Origin of the sequence: Arthrobacter sp. ZBG10, from assembly GCF_001238605.1 — a bacterium.
Taxonomy (GTDB): Bacteria; Actinomycetota; Actinomycetes; order Actinomycetales; family Micrococcaceae; genus Arthrobacter.
In genome coordinates, this window is the sequence record NZ_LFQH01000025.1 from 58897 (window position 1) to 81902 (window position 23006).

The 23006-nt window shown below is 67.8% G+C and carries 19 protein-coding genes; 13 read left to right on the forward strand and 6 right to left on the reverse strand.

The features are described from left to right. Positions 1–87 precede the first annotated feature (87 nt). The 8 genes from ACU18_RS06285 to holA all read left to right on the forward strand — a co-directional run bounded on the left by ACU18_RS06285 (position 88) and on the right by holA (position 12306). A complete protein-coding gene (locus tag ACU18_RS06285) occupies positions 88–1902 on the forward strand; it encodes a glycerol-3-phosphate dehydrogenase/oxidase (RefSeq protein ID WP_050684678.1) in 1815 nt (604 codons plus the stop codon). A gap of 89 nt (positions 1903–1991) precedes the next feature. Next, positions 1992–2741, forward strand: a complete 750-nt coding sequence (locus tag ACU18_RS06290) for an MIP/aquaporin family protein (RefSeq protein ID WP_050684679.1) — start codon at positions 1992–1994, stop codon at positions 2739–2741. A 77-nt stretch (positions 2742–2818) separates the two neighbouring features. Further along, on the forward strand, positions 2819–4333 hold the full coding sequence (gene glpK, locus ACU18_RS06295; protein ID WP_050684680.1) for a glycerol kinase GlpK: 1515 nt from the start codon (positions 2819–2821) through the stop codon (positions 4331–4333). A 332-nt stretch (positions 4334–4665) separates the two neighbouring features. After that, positions 4666–7191: a leucine--tRNA ligase gene (gene leuS, locus ACU18_RS06300; protein ID WP_050684681.1), complete on the forward strand. Its 2526-nt coding sequence runs from the start codon at positions 4666–4668 to the stop codon at positions 7189–7191. 53 nt (positions 7192–7244) lie between these two features. Next, positions 7245–8267 carry a DegV family protein gene (locus ACU18_RS06305; protein ID WP_050684682.1) on the forward strand — a complete coding sequence of 341 codons (1023 nt, stop codon included), beginning with the start codon at positions 7245–7247 and terminating at the stop codon, positions 8265–8267. A 209-nt stretch (positions 8268–8476) separates the two neighbouring features. Then, the gene (locus ACU18_RS06310; protein WP_050684683.1) at positions 8477–9346 is read left to right on the forward strand and encodes a ComEA family DNA-binding protein; all 870 of its coding nucleotides are present in this window, start codon (positions 8477–8479) and stop codon (positions 9344–9346) included. Positions 9347–9490: 144 nt separating this feature from the next. Further along, on the forward strand, positions 9491–11356 hold the full coding sequence (locus ACU18_RS06315; RefSeq protein WP_231686016.1) for a ComEC/Rec2 family competence protein: 1866 nt from the start codon (positions 9491–9493) through the stop codon (positions 11354–11356). Then, positions 11290–12306: a DNA polymerase III subunit delta gene (gene holA, locus ACU18_RS06320; protein ID WP_050684684.1), complete on the forward strand. Its 1017-nt coding sequence runs from the start codon at positions 11290–11292 to the stop codon at positions 12304–12306. The genes ACU18_RS06315 and holA overlap by 67 nt, the downstream gene beginning before the upstream one ends. 92 nt (positions 12307–12398) lie before the next feature. Here holA and rpsT read toward each other — a convergent pair whose 3' ends face one another. Next, positions 12399–12659 carry a 30S ribosomal protein S20 gene (gene rpsT / locus ACU18_RS06325; RefSeq protein ID WP_050684685.1) on the reverse strand — a complete coding sequence of 87 codons (261 nt, stop codon included), beginning with the start codon at positions 12657–12659 and terminating at the stop codon, positions 12399–12401. A 168-nt stretch (positions 12660–12827) separates the two neighbouring features. After that, on the reverse strand, positions 12828–13403 hold the full coding sequence (locus ACU18_RS06330) for a type II toxin-antitoxin system PemK/MazF family toxin (RefSeq protein ID WP_050684686.1): 576 nt from the start codon (positions 13401–13403) through the stop codon (positions 12828–12830). A 175-nt stretch (positions 13404–13578) separates the two neighbouring features. On the opposite strand from ACU18_RS06330, the gene lepA reads away from it, so the two are divergent. Together lepA and hemW are read left to right on the forward strand one after the other, a co-directional pair. Beyond that, entirely contained in the window at positions 13579–15435 is a 1857-nt protein-coding gene (lepA, locus tag ACU18_RS06335; protein ID WP_050684687.1) for a translation elongation factor 4, read from the forward strand. 25 nt (positions 15436–15460) lie between these two features. Then, positions 15461–16690, forward strand: coding sequence for a radical SAM family heme chaperone HemW (gene hemW, locus ACU18_RS06340; RefSeq protein ID WP_050684688.1), 1230 nt, complete (start codon positions 15461–15463; stop codon positions 16688–16690). A 28-nt stretch (positions 16691–16718) separates the two neighbouring features. Here the strand turns inward: hemW and ACU18_RS06345 are convergent, their stop codons facing one another. From ACU18_RS06345 to ACU18_RS06355, 3 genes are all read right to left on the reverse strand, one after another. Continuing rightward, entirely contained in the window at positions 16719–17231 is a 513-nt protein-coding gene (locus ACU18_RS06345; protein ID WP_050684689.1) for a 2'-5' RNA ligase family protein, read from the reverse strand. A 22-nt stretch (positions 17232–17253) separates the two neighbouring features. After that, positions 17254–17673 carry a DUF4870 domain-containing protein gene (locus ACU18_RS06350; protein WP_050684690.1) on the reverse strand — a complete coding sequence of 140 codons (420 nt, stop codon included), beginning with the start codon at positions 17671–17673 and terminating at the stop codon, positions 17254–17256. 116 nt (positions 17674–17789) lie between these two features. Next, positions 17790–18638, reverse strand: coding sequence for a DUF3097 domain-containing protein (locus ACU18_RS06355; RefSeq protein WP_050684691.1), 849 nt, complete (start codon positions 18636–18638; stop codon positions 17790–17792). Positions 18639–18813: 175 nt separating this feature from the next. Between ACU18_RS06355 and hrcA the strand changes: the two genes are divergently transcribed. The 3 genes from hrcA to ACU18_RS06370 all read left to right on the forward strand — a co-directional run bounded on the left by hrcA (position 18814) and on the right by ACU18_RS06370 (position 21830). Beyond that, positions 18814–19827 (forward strand): heat-inducible transcriptional repressor HrcA, encoded by a 1014-nt coding sequence (hrcA, locus tag ACU18_RS06360; RefSeq protein WP_050684692.1) that lies wholly within the window; start codon positions 18814–18816, stop codon positions 19825–19827. Positions 19828–19920: 93 nt separating this feature from the next. Beyond that, a complete protein-coding gene (gene dnaJ / locus ACU18_RS06365; protein ID WP_050684693.1) occupies positions 19921–21048 on the forward strand; it encodes a molecular chaperone DnaJ in 1128 nt (375 codons plus the stop codon). Positions 21049–21050: 2 nt separating this feature from the next. Further along, the gene (locus ACU18_RS06370; protein WP_050684694.1) at positions 21051–21830 is read left to right on the forward strand and encodes a 16S rRNA (uracil(1498)-N(3))-methyltransferase; all 780 of its coding nucleotides are present in this window, start codon (positions 21051–21053) and stop codon (positions 21828–21830) included. Here the strand turns inward: ACU18_RS06370 and ACU18_RS06375 are convergent. Further along, positions 21817–22767 carry a GerMN domain-containing protein gene (locus tag ACU18_RS06375; RefSeq protein WP_050684695.1) on the reverse strand — a complete coding sequence of 317 codons (951 nt, stop codon included), beginning with the start codon at positions 22765–22767 and terminating at the stop codon, positions 21817–21819. The two genes, ACU18_RS06370 and ACU18_RS06375, sit on opposite strands and share 14 nt — an antisense overlap. Positions 22768–23006: the final 239 nt, after the last annotated feature.

Sequence of the window (23006 nt, forward strand, 5' to 3'; positions counted from 1 at the left end):
GACGCCATTTTCCATTATTCAAAAGAATAGTTGTAAAGGCGGCACACCTCCGGGCGGCCGCACCGCACCAAGCCCAAGGGAGTCGTTTTGGGACCGAAGGAAACACCCGCAGAACCAGCAGCCGCGGCACCGCAGCCGGGCGCTGAACGCACCTCAGTGCACAACCTCCGCCGGCGGCCGCACGCCAAGGTGCTGGTGGTGGGCGGCGGCATCAACGGTGTGGGAACGTTCCGCGACCTGGCGCTGCAGGGCGTGGACGTTGCGCTCGTGGAACGCGGCGACTACTGCCAGGGCGCCAGCGGAGCCTCCTCGCACATGATCCACGGCGGCATCCGCTACCTGGAAAACGGTGAGTTCCGGCTCGTTCAGGAGTCGGTGGTGGAACGCAACCGGCTGCTCCGCATTGCCCCCCACTACGTGAAGCCGCTGCAGACCACCATCCCCATCTTCAGCACGTTCTCCGGCATCCTGTCCGCACCGGCCCGGTTCCTGACCCACAAGCAGGGCAAGCCCAAGGAACGCGGCGCGTTCCTCATCAAAGTGGGCCTGAGCCTCTACGATTCCTTTTCCCGCGACGGCGGCACCGTTCCCCGGCACCAGTTCCGCGGCCGGAAGCGTGCCCTGGCCGAGCTGCCCCGCCTGCGGCAGGACGTCAAGTACGCGGCCACCTACTTCGATGCCTCGGTGCACAACCCCGAACGGCTCACCCTCGACGTCCTCCAGGACGGCGAAAAAGCCGGCCAGTCCGGCTCCGCCGCGGCCCAGGGCGACACCGCCCGGGCCAGCAACTACCTGTCCCTGGTATCAACGACGGAGCAGCCCAACGCCGGCACCGGCCGCGGCAGCACGGTCCGGCTCCGCGACGAACTGACGGGGGAGGAGTTCGACTTCACCGCCGACGTCATCGTCAACACCACCGGCGCCTGGGTGGATCAGACCAACGGGGCCATGGGATCGGCGTCGACCTTTATGGGCGGCACCAAGGGCTCGCACATTGTGCTGGACCATCCCGCCCTGTTGGACGCCTGCCAGGGCCGGGAAATCTTCTTCGAGCACACCGACGGCCGGATCGTCCTGATCTACCCCATGGGCGACCGCGTCCTGGTGGGCACCACCGACGTGGACGCGGACATGGCACAGGACGCCGTCTGCACCGACGAGGAGATCGACTACTTCTTCGAACTGGTGGGCCACGTCTTCCCGGACATCCCCGTCTCGCGGGAGCAGATTGTCTACACCTTCTCCGGCGTCCGCCCGCTGCCCCGGCACGATGCAACCCAGCCCGGCTTCGTCTCCCGCGATTACCGGATTGAACGCCGCGGCCCCGGTGCCGGCGCCCCGCAGGCGGCGCCCGTCCTCAGCCTGGTGGGCGGCAAATGGACCACGTTCCGGGCCCTGGCCGAGCACCTCACCAACGATGTCCTGGCCGAACTGGGCGAGCAGCGCAAGGTGTCGACGGCGCAACTGGCCATCGGCGGCGGCGCCGGCTTCCCTGCCGACGAGGCCGGGGTGCAGGCCTGGATCAAGGCGCACATGACAGCAGACCGGGACGCTGACCGCACGGCGGGGCTCCTGACCCGCTACGGTACCCGCGCCGAAGCCGTCATGGAGTTCCTTGACGCCGCGCCGGACCGTGCCCTGCACTCCACCCGCGAACTGAGTGTCCGGGAACTGGAGTTCATGGCCGCCAACGAGCAGGTGGGCCACCTCGTGGACATCCTGGTCCGCCGCACCTCCCTGGCCTTCCGGGGCCTGGTGACCGGCGAACTGCTCAACGAAATGGCCGATGTCCTGGGCGCCCCGCTGCACTGGGATGCCGCCGCCAGGGCCGCCGAAGTGCGGCACGCCCAAGAGGTGCTGCAGCGGTTCCACCGCGTGGAAATCCACAGCCTGGTCGCCTGAGGCCGGACTGACCGCCGGGGCGGCAAACCGCCCCGGCCCAACGGCCCCCCACCCGCAGGGGCCAACAACAGAGATAATAGGAGTCAAAGATGTCTCTTGGAATTGTGTTCCTTTCCGAGCTCTTCGGAACGGCGATGGTCACCCTCCTGGGTTGTGGCGTCGTCGCAAACGTCGCCCTTCGGGGGACGAAAGGAAATAACGGCGGGTTCCTGATGGTCACCTGGGGCTGGGGAATTGCAGTCTTCGCCGGTGTGTTTGTCGCCGCCAAGTCCGGCGCGCACCTGAACCCGGCCGTCACCCTGGGCAAGCTCACCAACGGCGGCGCCACCTACGCCCCGGACGTTCCCATTTCGTTCGCCTCCACGGTGACCTACCTGGGCGCCGAACTGCTGGGTGCCTTCATCGGCGCCGTGGTCTGCTGGCTCGCCTATAAGCAGCACTTCGACGCCGAACCCGAGCCCGCAGCCAAGCTTGGTGTGTTTTCCACAGGCCCCGCGATCCGGGCCACCCCGTGGAACCTGGCCACGGAAATCATCGCCACCTTCGTCCTGGTCTTCGTTATCCTCGCCTTCGGCGGGACCCCCTCAGGCCTTGGCCCCCTCGCCGTGGCGCTGCTCGTCGTCGGCATCGGCATCTCCCTCGGCGGCCCCACCGGCTACGCCATCAACCCGGCCCGTGACCTCGGTCCCCGCATCGCCCACGCCCTGCTCCCCATCAAAGGCAAGGGTTCCAGCGACTGGAGCTACGCCTGGATCCCGGTGGCAGGCCCCCTGGCGGGCGGGGCCCTGGCCGGCCTCGTGGCCAAGATTGTGCCGATCATTTTTATCGCCGCTGCCTGACCTGACCCACGGGCGCTTCAGCCCAACCGCTCCACCAGCCATGAACCGTCACTCACTGACAAGACAAGGACGTCACCATGAACCAGTACGTAATCGCCATCGACCAGGGCACCACCAGCACGCGCGCCATCATTTTTGACCACAGCGGGGCGATCGTCTCCTCCGGCCAGATGGAACACGAGCAGATCTTCCCGCAGGCCGGGTGGGTGGAACACAACGCTGCCGAAATCTGGAACAACACCCGGGAGGTCATTGCCTCCGCCCTGTCCAAGGCGAACCTGACCCGCCACGACATCGCCGCCGTCGGGATCACCAACCAGCGCGAAACCGCCGTCGTGTGGGACAAAACCACCGGCGAGCCCGTGTACAACGCCATCGTCTGGCAGGACACCCGCACGCAGGACATCGTCGATGAACTGTCCAAGGACGGCGGCGGGGACCGGTTCAAGCCAAAAGTCGGCCTGCCCCTGGCCACCTACTTCTCCGGCACCAAAATCAAGTGGATCCTGGACAACGTGGCCGGCGCCCGCGAAAAGGCCGAGGCCGGCGACCTGGTGTTCGGCAACACCGATGCCTGGGTCCTGTGGAACCTCACCGGCGGCGTAGACGGCGGCGTCCACGTCACGGACGTCACCAACGCCTCCCGCACCCTGTTTATGGACCTCGAAACCCTTCAGTGGGACGAGGAAATCCTCGGCATCTTCGGCGTCCCGCTCAGCATGATGCCCGAGATCCGCTCCTCCTCCGAGGTCTACGGCCAGGTCCACGGCTCCCAGCTGCTCCGCGAAACGCCCGTCGCCGGTATCCTGGGCGACCAGCAGGCCGCCACGTTCGGGCAGGCAGCGTTCCAGACCGGCGAAGCCAAAAACACCTACGGCACCGGCTGCTTCCTCATCTTCAACACCGGTGAGGAAATCGTCCACTCCAAAAACGGCCTGCTCACCACGGTCGGCTACAAGCTTGGCGACGCTGCGCCGCACTACGCCCTGGAAGGCTCCATCGCCGTCACCGGTTCACTGATCCAGTGGCTGCGCGACAATCTCGGCCTGATCAGCAGCGCACCGGAGGTGGAAACGCTTGCCGCCGCCGTCGAGGACAACGGCGGCGTGTACATCGTGCCGGCCTTCTCCGGCCTCTTCGCCCCCTACTGGCGCTCCGATGCCCGCGGCGCCATTGTGGGGCTCACCCGGTACGTCAACAAAAACCACATCGCCCGGGCCGCGCTGGAATCCACGGCGTTCCAGACCCGCGAGGTCCTCGACGCAGTCAACGCCGACTCCGGCGTGCCGCTGACCGAACTGAAGGTCGACGGCGGCATGGTCGCCAACGATGCCCTGATGCAGTTCCAGGCGGACATCCTCGGCGTTCCCGTCATCCGGCCCAAGGTCGTGGAAACCACAGCCCTGGGCGCCGCGTACGCTGCGGGCCTCGCCGTGGACTTCTGGAAGGACCTCGGCGAGCTGTCTGCCAACTGGTCCGAAGACAAGCGGTGGGAACCCCAGCTGGACCAGGCCGAGCAGGACCGCCAGCTGCGGCTCTGGAAGAAAGCCGTCACCAAGTCCATGGACTGGGTCGACGAGGACGTGAAGTAGCTCCGGCTTAGAGAGAGGGGCCGGTGACTCCCGCCCGCCCGCTTCGCGGTGCCCACCACACCATGGCGGGGAGTCACCGGCCCTCTTTTCGTATCTTCGCTGAAGCGGCTGATGTTCATGCGGCCGGAGCTAATTAGGTGCGCTAAAGTGGATTCATGCGTGCGATCCTCTTGCTTAGTCAGCCGCCGGGTGTCCGAAACATCGGATAGCTGAGCGGCAGCCCCTCCATGGAGAGGGGCTTTTGTGTGTCCGGGGTACTTTCCGGGCCGGCAGCAGGAGGATCAGGCCGTTATGGCAGTACAGATGCCGTGACAGAACAGAAGAGGGCAGCAGTGGGCGTTCAGCCGGAGACCAAGACCGGAACAGCAGCATCAGCAGCGGAGGCGCCCGAAGAAGGCGCCTACAGCTTTACCGCCATGGAGGCCAGATGGCCCAAGGTGTGGGATGACCTCCAGGTCTTCACTCCTGTGGATGACGGCTCGAAGGAACGCCGCTACGTGCTGGACATGTTCCCGTACCCGTCCGGCGACCTGCACATGGGCCACGCCGAAGCGTTCGCCATGGGCGATGTCGTGGCCCGCTACCTCCGCCAGCAGGGCTTCGACGTGCTGCACCCCATCGGCTGGGACTCCTTCGGCCTGCCCGCGGAAAACGCCGCCATCAAGCGCAACGCCCACCCCAGCGAGTGGACCTACGCCAACATCGACACCCAGGCCGCGTCCTTCAAGCGGTACGCGATTTCCGCTGACTGGTCCCGCCGCCTGCACACCTCGGACCCCGGCTACTACCGCTGGACCCAGTGGCTGTTCAAGCGCTTCTACCAGCGTGGACTGGCCTACCGCAAGGATTCCCCGGTCAACTGGTGCCCCAAGGACCAGACGGTGCTGGCCAACGAACAGGTGGTCAACGGGGCCTGCGAACGCTGCGGCACCATCGTCACCAAAAAGTCCCTGAACCAGTGGTACTTCAAGATCACCGACTATGCCGACCGGCTGCTCGATGACATGGAGCAGCTCCGCGGCCACTGGCCCGAGCGGGTCCTGGCCATGCAGAAAAACTGGATCGGCCGCTCCGAAGGTGCCCACGTCACGTTTGTGATCGAGGCCGACGGCGGGAAACCCGCCAAGGACGTCACCGTCTTCACCACCCGCCCGGACACCCTGTACGGCGCAACGTTCTTTGTGGTGGCTGCTGACGCGCCGATCGCCGTCGAACTCGTCACCGAAGAGCACGCCGACGCCCTGGACGCCTACCGCGAACAGGTCAAGGCACTCTCCGACATCGAACGCCAGTCCACGGAACGGGACAAAACCGGCGTCTTCACCGGCCGCTACGCGGTCAACCCGCTCAACGGCGAGAAGCTGCCCGTCTGGGCCGCCGACTATGTCCTGGCGGACTACGGCACCGGTGCCATCATGGCCGTCCCTGCCCACGACCAGCGCGACCTCGACTTCGCCCGGACCTTCGACCTGCCCGTCCGGACCGTCCTGGACACCGGCGAGGAGGACCCCTCCGTGTCCGGCACCGCAACGGCAGGGGAGGGCACCCTGGTCAACTCCGGCGAACTGGACGGCCTGCCCAAGGCTGAGGCGATCCCCGCCGCGATCGCCATGCTGGAGCGCCAGGGTACCGGTGAGAAGTTCGTGAACTTCAGGCTCCGCGACTGGCTGCTGAGCCGGCAGCGGTTCTGGGGCACCCCCATCCCCATCATCCACTGCCCGTCCTGCGGCGAAGTCCCGGTCCCGGACGACCAACTGCCCGTAACCCTGCCCGCTGACCTGCGCGGCGAGGATCTGTCCCCGAAGGGCACCTCCCCGCTGGCCGCCGCCGAAGCGTGGGTCAACGTTGACTGCCCCTCCTGCCACGGCCCGGCAAAGCGCGATACGGACACCATGGATACGTTTGTGGACTCGTCCTGGTACTTCCTCCGGTTTGTGTCCCCGGACTTCACCGAGGGCCCGTTTGATCCGGCGAAGATCAACGACTGGATGCCGGTGGGGCAGTACGTGGGCGGCGTTGAGCACGCCATCCTGCACCTGCTGTACGCCCGGTTCTTCACCAAGGTCATCAACGACCTCGGCCTGATCGAAGCCAACGAGCCGTTCAGTGCGCTCCTGAACCAGGGGCAGGTGCTTAACGGCGGCAAAGCCATGAGCAAGTCCCTGGGCAACGGTGTGGACCTCGGCGAGCAGCTGGACAAGTACGGTGTTGACGCCGTCCGCCTGACCATGGTGTTCGCCTCCCCGCCCGAGGACGACGTGGACTGGGCCGATGTTTCCCCGTCCGGGTCCGCCAAGTTCCTGGCCCGGGCCTGGCGCCTGGCCCAGGACGTCACCAGCGGAGCGGGCACCGATGCCGCATCAGGTGACCGGGCCCTGCGCTCCGTGACCCACAGGACCATCGCGGACGCTGCGGAACTGCTGGACGCCAACAAGTTCAACGTGGTGGTGGCCAAGCTGATGGAACTGGTCAACGCCACCCGCAAGGCCATCGACTCCGGCGCCGGCGGCGCTGACCCGGCCGTCCGGGAAGCCACCGAGGCCGTTGCTGTGATCCTCAGCCTCTTCGCCCCTTACACGGCCGAGGACATGTGGAACGTCCTGGGGCACCCCGCCTCGGTCGCGAACGCCGGCTGGCCCGAGCATGATCCGGCCCTCTTGGTCCAGGACACGGTCACGGCAGTCGTCCAGGTCCAGGGGAAGGTCCGTGACCGCCTCGAGGTGTCCCCGGACGTCTCCGAAGACGAGCTGCGTGAACTGGCGCTGGCATCGGACAACGTCCAGCGTGCCCTCGACGGCCGCGGCATCCGCACCGTAATCGTCCGGGCCCCTAAACTGGTCAACATCGTCCCGGCCTGACCGGGAACCGGCCGCCCTTCCCGGGCGGCCGGCCACCAGACCAGGAGGCCCCCTTGCCCGAGAGCAATCCGGTTGCGTGGCCCTGGTTCCGGGCGCGCCTGGCGGGACTTCGCCCGGCGCCCCGGCCCGCACCGGTCGCCCCCGGGGCGCCGCGGGTGCGGACCGCCGTCGTCACTGACTCTGCAGCCGCGTTGCCGGTGGACTGGGCGGCCACCAACGCCCCGGACGGCGCCCTCACGGTCATTCCCATGCCGGTCATGGTTGGCGCTGATATCTATGGCGAGGGTGAAGACGACATCCTCGAAACCATCGCCCTTGCCCTGGCCGCCGGAAAAGCCGTCAAAACGTCCCGGCCTTCACCCGGACAATTCGAACAGGCGTACCGCACGGCCGAGCGGCTCGGATTCGAGTCGGTGGTCTCGATCCATCTCTCAGGTGACCTGTCCGGCACCGCTGATGCGGCCCGGCTTGCGGCCACCAGGGTGCAGATCCCCGTGGAGGTAGTGGACTCCCGGACGGTGGGCATGGCGCAGGGCATCGCCGTCCAGGCCGCTGTCCACGCCGCGTCTGCGGGGGCGGAGGCTGCCGCGGTAGCGGCAGCAGCAGCCGACCAGGCCGGCCGGACGTCTGTCCGCTTCTATGTCCCCAGCCTTGAGCAACTGCGCCGGGGCGGCCGCATCGGCGCCGCGGCGTCCCTGGTGGGGACCATGCTGGCCATCAAACCGCTCCTGGCCGTGGACGGCGGGAAGATCGTGCCGCTGGAGAAGGTCCGCTCGGCTGCAAGGGCCGTGGCCCGGCTGGAGGAACTGGTCGCGGCCGAAGTTGCGGCGCACCCACTGCCGGTGCCACGGCTGGCGCTGCACCACTTCGGCAATCCCGCCGAAGCCGAGGCACTGGCTGAGCGGCTTGCCGTGGCCTTGCCGCAGTGCGCCCCGGCGCAGATCAGCTCACTGCCTGCTGTGCTTGCCGCGCATGCGGGGTTGGGCGTTCTTGCCGTTATTGTGGCGCATGACGCACCTGGCGATCAATCCGGTGGATCCTGGCCCACTGGAGCGGGGTTACCACTGTCGCTTTGAACGAAGGTGCAGAGCCGGGATGACCCAAATACCCTTGGTATTGCTTTTGGTTCTGCGTGATTTACGTTGCCTGCAGGAGAATATGCCGGTGGCTGATTCCAGGCAGTATCGTTCGTAAGCCGGTCACTGCCGGACCCTTTCCTGCCGCAGTGTCCACATAGGATCACGGCCCCCTGTTGCCGGGCGGGCCGGCTTCCTAGCGTGGAACCATGTCAGGCCGGGAATCTCGTGCAGCGCGCCCGCCGGCGCGCCACGCGCCGGCCCGGCTGGAAGCCACCGTGGGAAAGTCTCCGGGGCTGCTGGCCGATGTGGCAGGGGACCCGTTCGAATACCGGAACGCCGGTTCTGCCGGTGGGAAAGAAAACGCGGAAGTGCCCTCGGCCGGCGGCCTGCGGGGCGCGAGGCTCCGGTGGCGGCTTGGCCTGCGCCTGGCTGTGCTGCTCGGAGTCCTTTCGCTCCTAGCCGGTGCCTGGTTTTGGTGGCTTGCGGCTGCCGGGCAGCCCGGGATCCTTCCGCTGGGAGCGGAGTCGGCGGCAGGACCCAGCCCTGCCGCAGACGGCGGGGATCCGGACCGGGAAAACACGCCGGACGCCGGTCCGGAACCGTCAGTGCCCGGCGCCGCGGCAGCTGTGGACGTTGTGGTGCACGTGGCCGGGGCCGTTGGCCGGCCGGGAGTTGTCCGGTTGCCCGCCGGCAGCCGGGTCCAGGACGCAGTCACCGCGGCAGGCGGAAGCGTGCCCGGCGCGGATCTGGACCTGCTCAACCTGGCGCTGGTCCTGGTGGACGGGCAGAAAATCCTGGTGCCGGTGGCGGGGGAGCCGTTGCCGGCCGCCGGTGGCGGCGCCGGCGGGGACAGCGGCCTACCCGACGGCCCGGCCCCGCCCGTCCTGAAGGTCAACCTGAACACGGCGAACGCCGAAACGCTGGCGACGCTGCCCAAGGTGGGTCCTGTACTGGCGCAGCGGATCGTGCTGTGGCGCAAGGAGCACGGGCCGTTCAGGACCACGGCGGAACTCGATGCCGTGGACGGTGTAGGACCCAAGCTGCTCGAGGCGCTTCTGCCTTTGGTCACGGTCTGACATGCGGCCGCGGATCCATCGGGGGTGCCCGTGACCGGCACTGGCCGGTCCGGCCGTAAAAGCCCGTGGAGCCGGTATGTGGACTCGGCGGTCCAGGGACCGCGGCCCGCGCCGGACGGTAGCCAGGTCGGGAGGCCCGGTGCCGTGTCCACCTCGGCACGCCAGCGCCGTTACGACGCCTTCCTGGACCTCCGCCGGCGGGTACTGCCGGCAGCAGCGGCGGCGTCGCTGGATGACGGCAAGGCAAAGCCTGCCGGCCCCGGCACCCGGAGGCGGACCGATCTCCGGCTGGTGCTCCCCGCACTGGCCGCTTGGGGCGCAGCAGTCGCGGGGCTCTGGCTGCCGCCGCTGGCCCTCGGTTTCGCGTGTTGCCTGCTGCTCGCAGCCTCGGCTGCCCTCCTGGCCGGCCACCGTTACGGTCGGCGCACCGTGCGCCCGGTGGGGCGTGGCGGCCGTTCGTTCCCCGCCACCGCCGCCGTCGCGCTGGCCCTGGCCGCCACCGTTGCCGCCCACGCGGCGGTGGCTGCGGGCCAACGCACTGACGGTCCGCTGGCTGACGCGGTCGCTGCCGGAAAGTCGGTGGTGGCGTTGGTGGAAGTGGCGGCAACGCCCAAAGCCCTCAACCTGGCGGGCCATTCTTCCGGACCCCAGCGATGGGCGGTGCCCGTCTGGACGGTGGAGATCAGCACCGGCGGTGTCATCGTGCGCACCAGGGCGCAACTGCTGGTGATGGGCGGCGGGGCCTGGGGAGCCGCCGTACCGGGCCAGCAGCTACGGGCCGCAGGCAAACTCCGCGCGCCGGGTCCGGGAAGTCTGGAAACCGGCATCCTTGCTGCTTCCGCAGCACCCGCCACCATGTCCGACGGGGCCGGGCTGAACGCAGCGGCCGCGGACCTGCGGGCCCGCTTTGTGGCTGCCTGCCGGTTCCTGGGCCCGGATGCCAGCGGGCTGCTGCCGGGCCTGGTCACCGGCGATACCAGTGCTCTGGACGAAGACCTCGTGGTTGCCATGAAATCGGTGGGCATGACCCACCTGACCGCAGTATCCGGGGCGAATTGCAGCCTGGTCCTGGGCGGACTGCTGGTGGCGGCCCGAAGGTTCCGGCTGCCGCGGGTGCCGGCGGCCGGCGTCGCGCTTGGTGGCCTTGGATTGTTTGTGGTGCTGGTGGGCCCGGAGGCAAGCGTCCTCCGCGCGGCCGTGATGGGCGGCGTTGCCGTGGCAGCGCTGGCCTGTGGGCGGTCCGGGCGCGGCCTGAGCTTCCTGTGCCTGGCCGTGATCGGGCTGCTACTGGTTGATCCGGGGCTGGGCGGCAGTTTCGGGTTCCTCCTGTCCGTCCTGGCAACATTGGGCATCATCGTGCTGGGCAGGCGGCTCATTGAATGGACGCCCGCGGCAGTTCCGCGCTGGATGGCCGCTGCTGTTGCGGTGCCGCTGTCCGCCCAACTGCTGTGCGGTCCGGTCACGGTCCTGCTGCAGCCCGGATTTTCGACGTACTCGCTCCTGGCCAACGTGCTGGCCGCCCCACTGGTGGCGCCGGTGACGCTGCTGGGGACTGCGGCGGTTCCGATGCTGGCGGTGGCGGAGTGGTGGGCTGTTCCCCTTATTGCCGGTGCCGGCTTGTTCAGCGCAGGCGTGGCCGCCATTGCACGCCTCGCGGCCGCGCTGCCTGCGGCCACGGTGCCGTGGGCCGAGGGGATCCCCGGCGTGCTGTCCATGGCCCTGCTCTCCGCCCTGACCTTCGGAGCTGTGTGGGCCTCAGTCCGGCCGCGCAGGACGGCGCGTATGGTCCTGGCCTGCCACCGGCACACCGAACGGCTGCTGGCACAACTGGAAACGTGGGGACGGACTGGCCCGGCCCGCTTCCCCGGGCGCCGCCGCTTGGCCGGACGGCCAGGACATGGCAGGGTTGGAAACTCCACAAAACTCTCCGGAAGGAACCCCCGATGGCCGCTGCGCAAAAACGGGCACCCAGCTCACCGGCAGCCAACATGGCCACGTGGCGGGACGTAAGCCCTGCCGCGATCGTGCTGGTAGGCGGGCCTGAGGAGTACCTGGGGATCCGTGCCATGGACAGGGTCCGGGCGCAGGTCCGCGTGGCTGCCCCGGATGTTGAAGTGAGCCGCATCAACGCTGCAGCCTACGAACCAGGCACCCTTCTTATGCAGGTCAGCCCCTCGCTCTTCGGCGAGAGCAAGCTCATCGAGGTCGAAGCCGTTGAGTCCATGAACGAAGCGTTCCTGACCGATGCCCTGGCCTATCTTGGCAGGCCGGAGGAGGACGCGGTCCTAGTGCTCCGGCACGGTGGGGGAGCACGCGGCAAAAAGCTGCTGGACGCGATCCGCAAGGGCGGCTGGCCCGTGGTGGACTGCCAGCCCCTGAAGAAGGACGCTGAAAAAGCCGCTTTTGTTGTCTCGGAGTTCAAGGCGGGCGGCCGCCGGATCGAGCAGGAAGCAGTCCAGGCGCTGGTCAACGCAGTGGGGGCCAGCCTTTCTGAGCTTGCCGCGGCCTGCAGCCAGCTGATTGCGGACGCCGGCACCACCGTGACCTCGGAGCTTGTGGACCGCTACTACGGCGGACGCATCGAGGCCACCGCCTTCAAGGTGGCCGACGCCGCCATGGCCGGGAACGGACCACTCGCGCTGTCCACCCTTCGGCACGCCCTCGCCACCGGCGCGGATCCCGTCCCGTTGGTTGCCGCGCTTGCTGCAAAGCTGCGGACCGTGGCACGCGTGGCCGGGGCGTCAGGCTCGTCGGCCCAGATCGCCGCCGAACTGGGCATGCAGCCCTGGCTGGTGGAACAGGCCCAGCGGGATGTCCGGCGCTGGACCCCGGACGGCCTGGTCCGGTCCATCCAGGCCACAGCTGAGGCCGACGCCCAGGTGAAGGGACTGTCCAGGGATCCCGTTTATGCCGTGGAGCACGCCGTGACGGTTATCGCCATGTCGGTCCAGGGCCGCTGACCCTTCAGCGAGGAACGGCCCAGCACGTTAAAGATGTGTGGCCGGCACCTCACGGTACCGGCCACAACCATCAGTTCAGTGAACTGGAAACCTTACAGTGCGTTGACCTTCTTGGAGATCGCCGACTTGCGGTTCGCTGCGTTGTTCTTGTGCAGAACACCCTTGCTGACAGCCTTGTCCAGCTTGCGGCTGGCAGTGGCCAGGGCAGCAGCAGCTGCATCCTTGTCGGTGGAATCAACGGCGGTGTTGACGGCGCGGATGGCCGTCTTCAGCTCGGACTTGACTGCGTTGTTGCGCAGGCGTGCCTTCTCGTTGGTGAGGATGCGCTTCTTCTGGGACTTGATATTCGCCACGTGTGAACTCTCTTTTTAATGCGGAAATGGTCTAGAGGGCTTTCAGATTGGCCATTGACTGAGCGGCGTGGGGATACCTATGGCGGCCAACCATCTGTGGCCGTCGACCTGCACGGACACACAGCTATAAAGAATAGCAGGTCAGCTGCCGGGCTGGCCATTTGACGGTCAGGTCCAGCCGTGTCGCTTCCGCAGCCCGGCGGCCACCTTCTCGAAGCGGGCACGGTCCAGAACGGCGCCCTCGCGGCGGATCGCGTCCGGCCGGATCTGCAGGACCCTGTCCAGGAGTGCTTCGCTGGGCCTGCCCTGCGTGTCCCATGGCCCGGCTCCCAAGTCGATGTAAGCCCCGTCGGAGCGGGATGCAGGAACGTGGTCCTTGCTGGTGAGCATCAGGCCCAGGAGGTATGCGCCGCTGTTGCCCACCAGCAGGACGGGGCGGTCCTTCCCCCGGCTGTAGTCCTCCTCATACGGAACCCACGCCCACACCACCTCGCCCGGATCCGGATCTCCGTCGGGCGCGGGGGAATACTGGACGGTGCTGCGGCCGCGGAAGTCGCCCGGGTAGCCGGCGGCGCCGGACTGCTGCGGTCCGGACTGTGCAGTCCCCGCACGCGGGGCAGGGCGCCGTATCGGGGGAACGGGGGGTTGCCGGCGCGTGCCGGACGGTGGGACCGCGCCGGCCTTCTGCAGGATCCGGAGGCCCGTGCGGACGGCGTTCACCACGGTTCGAAGATTGATAGCCATTCCGCAACACTAGCGCCGGGCGCCGGGCCCGGGGAATGCGCACCGTGGCGGCAGGAATGCGTGCACGGCGCCCCGGACGTGGGACACTGGAGGTTGAAGATGGGCGGTCCTCCGGCCCGGGCACGTTTGTGTGCCCTCCGGCCCCGCCACGTGAAGCCAACAGTAAGGACCCTGCGTGTCTCCCATGGCCCGCACCGCCCCGGTGCCCGCCGCGACAGATCCGGCCATTATTCGGAACTTCTGCATCATCGCGCACATCGACCACGGTAAATCCACCCTCGCCGACCGCATGCTGCAGTACACCGGAGTGGTCCAGTCGCGCGATATGAAGGCCCAGTACCTGGACCGGATGGACATCGAGCGTGAGCGCGGCATCACCATCAAGTCCCAGGCCGTCCGCATGCCCTGGGAACGCGATGGCGTCAGCTATGCCCTGAACATGATCGACACCCCCGGCCACGTTGACTTCACCTACGAGGTTTCCCGGTCGCTGGCGGCCTGCGAAGGCGCCGTTCTGCTCGTGGACGCGGCACAAGGCATCGAGGCCCAGACCCTGGCCAACCTGTACCTGGCCATGGAGAACAACCTCACCATCATCCCGGTCCTGAACAAGATCGACCTGCCGGCCGCGCAGCCCGAGAAGTACGCCGCTGAACTGGCGAGCCTGATCGGCGGCGATCCCGAGGACGTCCTGCGGGTCTCCGGCAAGACCGGCGCCGGCGTCGAGGCCCTCCTGGACAAGATCGTGCACGACCTGCCTGCTCCCCAGGGCGATCCCAACGCCCCGGCCCGCGCCATGATCTTCGACTCGGTGTACGACACCTACCGCGGCGTGGTCACCTACGTCCGTGTGGTTGACGGCATGCTGCACCCCCGCGAGCGCATCCAGATGATGTCCACCCGCGCCACCCACGAACTCCTCGAAATCGGCGTGAGCTCCCCGGAGCCCACCCCGTCCAAGGGGCTCGGCGTCGGTGAGGTGGGCTACCTGATCACCGGCGTGAAGGACGTGCGCCAGTCCAAGGTGGGTGACACCGTCACCAACCTGGCCAAGCCCGCCTCGGAATCGCTGCCCGGCTATGCGGACGCCAAGCCCATGGTGTTCTCCGGCCTGTACCCGCTGGACGGCGCCGATTACCCGGTGCTGCGCGACGCCCTCGAAAAGCTCATGCTCAATGACGCAGCCCTCGTTTACGAACCGGAGACCTCAGCGGCGCTGGGCTTCGGCTTCCGGGTGGGTTTCCTGGGCCTGCTCCACCTGGAAATCACCCGCGAACGGCTGGAACGGGAATACAACCTCGCCCTGATCTCCACGGCACCGAACGTTGAGTACGAGGTGACGCTGGAGGACAAAAAGGTTGTCCAGGTGACCAACCCCAGCGAATACCCCACAGGGAAGGTTGCCGAGGTCCGCGAACCCATGGTGTCCGCCACCATCCTGGCCCCCAATGAATTCGTGGGCGCCATCATGGAACTGTGCCAGAGCCGCCGTGGCGTGCTGGGCGGCATGGACTACCTTTCCGAGGACCGGGTGGAAATCCGGTACCGCTTGCCGCTGGCCGAGATTGTGTTCGACTTCTTCGACATCCTCAAATCCAAGACCCGCGGCTACGGTTCCCTCGACTGGAAGGCAGACGGCGAACAGGCCGCCGACCTGGTCAAGGTCGACATCATGCTCCAGGGCGAGCAGGTGGATGCCTTCAGTGCCATCACGCACCGCGACAAGGCCTACGCCTACGGCGTTATGATGACCGGCAAGCTCCGCGAACTGATCCCGCGCCAGCAGTTCGAGGTGCCCATCCAGGCCGCGATCGGCTCCCGCATCATCGCCCGCGAAAGCATCCGCGCCATCCGCAAGGACGTGCTGGCCAAGTGCTACGGCGGTGACATCACCCGAAAGCGCAAACTGCTGGAGAAGCAAAAAGAAGGCAAAAAGCGCATGAAGATGGTGGGCACCGTGGAAGTGCCGCAGGAAGCGTTCATCGCCGCCCTCACCACCGATGAGTCGAAGGACAAGGCCAAAAAGAAGTGACCACCGCGCAGCCGGGGACCCGCTGATGCCCAGCGTCCTTCCCCTGGGCGACCCGGCGCCGTCGGACGGCCTGCTGCCTGCCCAGGCGGCGGCCGGCGCGGCGGACCGGGCCTTTGGCCTGTACGTCCACATCCCGTTCTGCGCCGTGCGGTGCGGGTACTGCGACTTCAACACCTACACAGCAACGGAACTGGGCGGCGGCGCCTCCCAGGACGCGTATGCCGGCACCGCCGTGTCCGAGGTGGACCTGGCTGCCCGGGTACTCACCGCGTCCGGGCTGCCGGACCGTCCGCTCAGCACGGTGTTCTTCGGCGGCGGCACTCCCACGCTGCTCCCTGCGGAGGACCTTGGGCTGATCCTCCGCGCCGCCATCAGCACGTGGGGGATTGAGGACGGTGCCGAGGTCACCACCGAGGCCAACCCCGATTCGGTGACACCGGAATCCCTTGCCGTGCTGAAGGCAGCCGGTTTCACGCGCGTGTCCTTCGGCATGCAGTCGGCGGTGCCGCACGTCCTGAAGGTCCTGGACCGCACGCACAGCCCGGCCCGGGTTCCGCAGGTGGTCCGGTGGGCCCGCGAGGCAGGCCTGGCGGTCAGCCTCGACCTCATTTACGGCACCCCCGGCGAATCATTGGACGACTGGCGCCTCTCCCTGGAGACCGCTCTTTCGTACGAACCGGACCACATCAGCGCCTACGCCCTGATTGTGGAGGACGGCACCAAGCTCGCAGCCCAGATCCGGCGCGGGGAAGTGCCTGGAATTGACGACGACGACCACGCGGCCAAGTACGAACTCGCCGACCAGTTGATCACCGCAGCCGGGCTTGGCTGGTATGAGGTCAGCAACTGGGCACGGACTCCGGAGCAGGCCTGCCGCCACAACCTGGCGTACTGGCGGGGGGACGACTGGTGGGGCATCGGGCCGGGCGCCCACTCGCATGTTGGCGGGGTCCGCTGGTGGAACGTCAAGCACCCCACTGCCTACGCGGGGCGGCTGGGCCGGGGCGTCTCGCCCGCTGCCGGGCGGGAGACGCTGGATGCGGAAACGCGCAACGTGGAGCGGGTCATGCTGGCGGCCAGGCTCAGCAGCGGCCTCCGGATTGACTCATTGGGCGATGCCGGCCGCCGGCAGGTGGCGGGCCTGATCGCCGATTCCCTGGTGGAACCCACTGCGGCGTTCCGCGGAACACTCGTGCTCACCCTCAAGGGCAGGCTGCTGGCGGACGCCGTGGTGCGGCGGATCCTCCCGGACTGACTGACCCGCAGCCGGCGCGGTTAACGGCTCAGGCCGTTGGCGGACTGTTCAGTGCCGTAACGGTCCGGGTGGTGCTGTCCCACAGCCGCGCGTCGGTGCACCGGGCCTCGAGGGTGGCGTCCAGGGTCCCCACTGCCGCGCCCAGCAGCTCTGCCGGAATCCGGCGGGCGAGCGTGACGTGCGGGGTCCAGGCGCCGGGGCGGGTGAGGGGCAAGGCGTCATTGGCCTGCCGGTGCAGGCCGGCGTGGAGGGCCAGCAGTTCCCTTGATCCCACCACCAGCCGGGCCAGGACGTATTTGCCTTTCCCTGCAGGGAAGAGGACCAGCCCGCCCAGGCGGACGTCCAGTGGAAGGCCCGCCCAGAGCCCGGCCGCTTCGGCCGCAACAGCCAGGCTGTTGCCCGCTGCGAGCGTGATGTGGGGCCTGTTGCTGGGGGCGGTATGGGAGCCCAGGCTGGGCAGGCCCGCCGCGGCCAGCCGGGCCCAGTCCGCCCGGATGCACGCCTCGGCGGTACCGTCGAAGGTCAGCTCGATGCTTCGCACGGGACCCGGCCGTCAGGCGGTGTTACTTGATCCAGCGGAGGTTGAACTGGTAGCGGTAGGGCTGGCCGCGGTTGACGCGGATGCCTGCTGCCACGGAGTAGCAGGTCAGGGCAATCCAGATGAGGGCCGCCGCGACGGCGAAGATGTTTCCGATCACCGGGATGAAGACCAGGATGTTCGCCACCACCGCAGCGATGGTGGGAGGCAGGCTGAAGTTGAGGGCTTCCTTGGATTCCTGGGCCGTGAATGGTCCACGATCACGGAAAATGAGGTAGACGAGCAGCGACGGGATGCAGCCCAGGATGCCGCCGAAGTGCGCCAGCGTGGCCCATTGCCGGTCTTCGCTGGCCGTCAGGGGCAGCGCGTTGGCCGGGACGCCGTGGTATTCGGACCGGCTTTGGCGGCCCTGCGGGTCCCCGTGCCCGCGTGCGTTGTCTGCCACAGTTGTGTTCCTTCGAAGATGCAATAGTGCGTTCGGCGCTGAGGCGCCGGCCGCCCCCGCCGGGAGTGGCAGGTGCTGGTCTACCCAGAATACTGGGTGTTGGCCGGAAGACTGCCCTAGGGAACCGTGAGGAAGTCGATGACTTCCTCCACCCGGCCCAGAAGCGAGGCCTCGAGGTCCGCATAGGTATGCACCGCACCCAGGAGTTTCTGCCACCCCAGCCCCACGTCCTCCTTGGTCTGGTGCGGCCAGCCGAACGCGGCCAGGATCCCGGTTTTCCAGTCCTGCCCGCGCGGCACGGCAGGCCACTTCGCGATGCCCAGCACGGAGGGCCGGATGGCCTGCCACACGTCCACATACGGATGGCCCACAATCAGGACGTTCCCGGCCGCGCCGGGGGAGGCCATTACGGCATCGGCAATGCGCGATTCCTTCGAGTTGGGTACCAGATGGTCCACCAGGACGCCCAGCCGCCGGCCCGGACCGGGGTTGAAGGCCGCCACCGCACCGGCCAGGTCATCGATGCCGTGGAGAGGCTCGACGACGATGCCTTCCACCCTGAGGTCATCGCCCCACACCTTTTCCACCAGCTCGGCGTCGTGCTTGCCCTCCACCCAGATGCGGCTTGCCTTCGCCACCTGGGCGCGCTGGCCGGCCACCCGAACGGAACCGGAGGCGGTCCGGCCCGCCGCAGTGGTGGGAGCGGCACGCGGCGCAGGCGGAACCAGATTGATGGGCCGGCCCTCCAGGAGGAAGCCGAACCCCAACCGGAAGGACCGGGACTTTCCCCGCCGGTCCTCCAAGGCCACCACATGCATGCCGCCGGACTTCTCCACCCGGGTTACGGCACCGACCCAGCCGGACTGGACGTCCTCCAAAACCATGCCGCGCTCCACCGGGACCTCGGGCAGGGTGGTGCGGGCCGGGGCGGACATGTCTGCCGGCCCCCAGTTCTGGTAATCCATGGTTGACTCCGCCTCGCAGTTGGTTTGTGGCCCGGAATTTCGCCCGGAGCGGTACCAATGCTAACAACGGGGCGGGGCGTAATAGACTGTTGGCACTAAGGCATGCCGAGTGCTAACTGACGGGGCCGCGTTGCCCAGGCGGCGCGGCGGCCCCAATCCCGGATGGAGGTGGACTATGAGCGAGCCACGCAAGCTGGAAGTCCTGCGGGCCATCGTGGAGGACTACGTCCATTCCCGCGAACCCGTGGGCTCCAAAGCCCTCGTGGAGCGGCACCATCTTGGCGTCTCCAGCGCCACGATCCGTAACGACATGGCGGCCCTGGAGGACGAGGGCCTCATCACGGCACCGCACACCAGCGCCGGCCGGATCCCCACGGACAAGGGCTACCGCCTGTTTGTGGACCAGATTTCCGCGGTCAAACCGTTGTCGCCGCCGGAACGGCGGGCCATCCAGTCGCTGCTGGAAGGCTCCGATGACCTGGACGATGTCCTGGACCGCACGGTCCGGATGCTCTCCCAGCTGACCAACCAGGTGGCAGTGGTCCAGTACCCGCACCTGAGCCGGGCCCAGATCCGGCACATCGAATTTGTCCTGCTCGCCCCCCGGAAAGTGCTGGTTGTGCTGATTGCCGACAGCGGCAAGGTGGAGCAGCGGGTCATTGACGTTGGCCACGACCTTGCTGACGACGCCCTCGCCGGCCTGCGGACCCGGTTCCTGGCGACCCTTGCCGGGACGCCGCTGGGCCGGCTCAGCATGGTGCTGCCCGCGGTGGTGTCCGCCGTGGCGCCTGTCCACCGCCAGGCCGCACAGGCCTTGGCCAACGGGCTGGAGATCCTGGGGCAGAACAGCCGCGAGGAACGTATGGTGATGGCGGGGACCGCCAACCTGGCCCGCTCCAATGTGGATTTCCCGCTCAGCATCGGACCCGTCCTGGAAGCCCTGGAGGAGCAGGTGGTGATGCTCCGCCTGCTCAGCGAAATGGCGCAGGACCCCCGCGGTGTTGCGGTCAGTATCGGCCGGGAAAACCCCTACGACGGGCTGACCGAGGCATCGGTGGTGGCCACCGCCTACGGTCCGGACAGCACCGCGAAAATCGGCATCCTTGGACCAACCCGCATGGATTACCCCACCACCATGGCCGCCGTCAGGGCTGTAGCCCGATACCTGTCCCGGATCCTGGGTCCCTGAACAGGCCTGCCCGGCCGGCCGCGCGCCGACAGGCACCAAGAGCAACACCGGCAGTCGAACTGCCGGCAGTACAACAAGGAAGAGACACGAACTTTGAGCAGCCACTACGACGTCCTTGGAGTCTCACCGGAGGCTACGGGCGAAGAGATCAAAAAGGCCTACCGCAAACTGGCCCGCACCCTGCACCCGGACGTCAACCCCGGGGACGACGCGTCCGACCGTTTCAAGGCCGTCACGCATGCCTACGAGGTCCTGTCGGATCCGCAGAAACGGCGGGTCTACGACACCACCGGCAACGAAAACGGCACTGACAACGGCTTTGGCGGCGGCAGCTATGCCGGCCAGGGCTTCGCGTTCCAGGACATCTTCGACACCTTTTTCGGCGCAGGCGGCTCGGCCGGCCCGGCCTCCCGCGTCCGGCGCGGCCAGGACGCCCTGATCAGCGTTCGGATCGAACTTAAGGACGCCGTTTTCGGTGTCAACCGGAAGCTGGAGGTGGATACCGCCGTCACGTGCCCCACCTGCGACGGCTCCTGCTGCCAGCCCGGCACCTCGCCGGAACGCTGCGACATCTGCGGTGGCAGCGGCCAGGTCCAGCGGGCCGTCCGGTCCATCCTGGGCCAGGTCATGACGGCGGCGCCGTGCGGTACCTGCGAAGGCTTCGGCACGGTCATCAAGGACCCCTGCAACGAGTGCAGCGGGCAGGGACGCATCCGCAGCCGCCGTTCGTTGACCATCAAGGTCCCCGCAGGCGTTGCCACGGGCACCCGGATCCAGCTTTCCGGCCAGGGTGAAGCCGGCCCTGCGGGTGGCCCTGCCGGCGACCTGTACGTGGAGATCCGCGTCAACAACGACGCCACCTACGTCCGGGACGGCGACGACCTGCACGCCACACTGAACATTCCCATGACGGCGGCTGCGCTGGGAACCGACGTCAGCCTGGAAACCTTCGACGGCAGCCAGGACATCGACGTCAAGCCCGGTACCCAGTCCGGAGAGATCATCACCCTGCGCGGCCTCGGCGTCACGCACCTGCGCGGCTACGGCCGCGGCGACCTTAAGGTGCACCTCCAGGTGGAGACGCCCGCGAGGCTGGACCAGGCCCAGGAGGACCTGCTGCGGCAGCTGGCCAAGCTGCGCGGGGAGCAGATCACCGAAGGCAAGCTCGCGGCCAGCGGCGGTATGTTCGCCAAGCTGCGGGACCGGCTCGGTAACCTGTAGCGGTGAGCAACCCCGTCTTTTTCACCACCGCCGGCGCGCTGGACCAGGTGCACCCCCAGGGCAGGTTTGTCCTGGAGGGCCCTGAAGCCCGGCACGCCGTGGCCGTGAAACGGCTGGCGCCCGGTGAGCCCGTGGACATCGTGGACGGTGCAGGCACCAGGCTCAGCGGAGTTGTGGTGGCTGCCTCGTCCGCGGCACTGGAAGTTGAGTGCATATCCGTGGCCCGGGAGGACCGGCCTGACATCCGCCTTGTCCTGGTCCAGGCCCTGGCGAAAGGCGACCGGGACGAGCTCGCCATCGAGACGGCCACGGAACTGGGAATCGACGCAGTCATCCCGTGGCAGTCCGAACGGGCCATCGTCCGCTGGAAGGGTGACCGTGCCGCGAAGGCGCACGCCAAGTGGCAGTCCACGGTGACTGCAGCCGCCAAACAGGCCCGCCGGGCCTGGGTGCCTGAGGTGCGGGCCGCCGTCGACACTGCCGCCCTCGCCGGCGCTGTGGAAGCCGCGGACCTGGCCATCATCCTGCACGAAAACGCTGTCCGGCCGCTCCGCTCCGTCCTGTCGGCGTGGGCCGGGGAGTCTACGGCCGCAGTGCGCGAGGTGCTGCTGATCGTCGGCCCCGAAGGCGGGATCAGCCCCCGCGAAGTGACGCGCCTGTGCGATCAGGGTGCCGTGACTGCCCTGCTGGGGCACCACGTCCTGCGCTCCTCCACGGCCGGACCGGCCGCCGTCGTGCTCGCCAGCGATGTGCTGGGCCGCTGGGACGCTACCGCACAGTGAACGAGCGGGTGTCCTCGTTGCGGTCCACCTGGTCGTCGGCACCCAACTGGGCCACCTTTGCCTCGTAGTCCCCGGCCGGCAGCGTCAGGGCAAGCGTAAACAGCCCGGCACTCCCGGGTTCGGGGGCCGTGGTGGTCTCGCCGGTCAGGAAGGGCTCCTTGGTGCCGTTCTTCTCGGACCGCAGGATCTGCCAGCGGAGCTTGCCGCCCGAGACCGAACTGCGGCCGCCGATTTTGACGCTGCCGGACCGCAGTTCGGTGCCTTCCTGCGGGTCGATGATCCAGACCGGAGCCAGCAGCCCGGTGGCGCGGGTCATCAGGGCGCCGAGCTGGACATGCCCGAACGCCATGTAATCGGTGTGCCCGTCCACCAGGATCCGGACCCGGATCTGCTGGCCGGTGTCGATCAGGCCCGAACTGGCCCCGGCGGCTGTGGCCGTATAAACGAGCTGCTGGATGGCCCGGTTGGCGGTGTCGGCGTCGAGGTTGCTGTTGAAGGCGTCCTCCGAAACATCCACCGTGATGACATCCTTGCCCGAAATGGACGTGGCCAGCTTGGAAGGATTTTGCCAGGGCGTAAAGAAATCCGCGTCGAGGGGTTTCTCGTCCATCATGGCCCGCAGGGCGCGTGTGACAGGGTTTTCCTGGTCCGGGACGTCGCGGAACTCGCGGTAAAGGAAGACATTGTTGTTGGTCCGGCCCAGCCAATAGACGGGGGCCTTGTTGGAGGACTGGGTTGTTTCCAGTGGGGAGCTGGTGGCCGGAATGTCGGGTGTGCCTGTCACCGAAGGGCTGGCTGTCAGGGTGCTGGACTCCGAAGCGCCGGGATCGGCGATGCAGCCGGACAGGGCGGGAACAACAAGAAGGCCCGCAAGAACCAGTGCCCGCGCGCGGCGTGCACTTTGTCCGGCCCCGAAGGGCGCAGCGGTTTCGGGCACTGTTGTTGCCTGTCCTTTCCTGGTGTGGAGGGCCGATCCCCGGGCGGCCCGCTGTCCAGCAGTAGCTGGGTTTCCAGCATTACACAGGGTGCAGCCGGGAAGTGCTCCGGATCCGGGTCATGCCGGAACTGCAACGGGAACGATATGAGGACGATATGAAGTTGATACCTAACGGGGGAGCACGGCACCCACCAGCCGCACCGGCAGCCGGTGGCTACCAGGGTCCTGATCGCGGGCGG

Coding starts and splice junctions, on each gene's coding strand:
- ACU18_RS06290 (WP_050684679.1), top strand. CDS start 1,992: ATGTCTCTTGGAATTGTGTTCCTTTCCGAGCTCTTCGGAACGGCGATG.
- glpK (WP_050684680.1), top strand. CDS start 2,819: ATGAACCAGTACGTAATCGCCATCGACCAGGGCACCACCAGCACGCGC.
- ACU18_RS06310 (WP_050684683.1), top strand. CDS start 8,477: ATGTCAGGCCGGGAATCTCGTGCAGCGCGCCCGCCGGCGCGCCACGCG.
- holA (WP_050684684.1), top strand. CDS start 11,290: ATGGCCGCTGCGCAAAAACGGGCACCCAGCTCACCGGCAGCCAACATG.
- ACU18_RS06330 (WP_050684686.1), bottom strand. CDS start 13,403: ATGGCTATCAATCTTCGAACCGTGGTGAACGCCGTCCGCACGGGCCTC.
- hemW (WP_050684688.1), top strand. CDS start 15,461: ATGCCCAGCGTCCTTCCCCTGGGCGACCCGGCGCCGTCGGACGGCCTG.
- ACU18_RS06355 (WP_050684691.1), bottom strand. CDS start 18,638: ATGGATTACCAGAACTGGGGGCCGGCAGACATGTCCGCCCCGGCCCGC.
- hrcA (WP_050684692.1), top strand. CDS start 18,814: ATGAGCGAGCCACGCAAGCTGGAAGTCCTGCGGGCCATCGTGGAGGAC.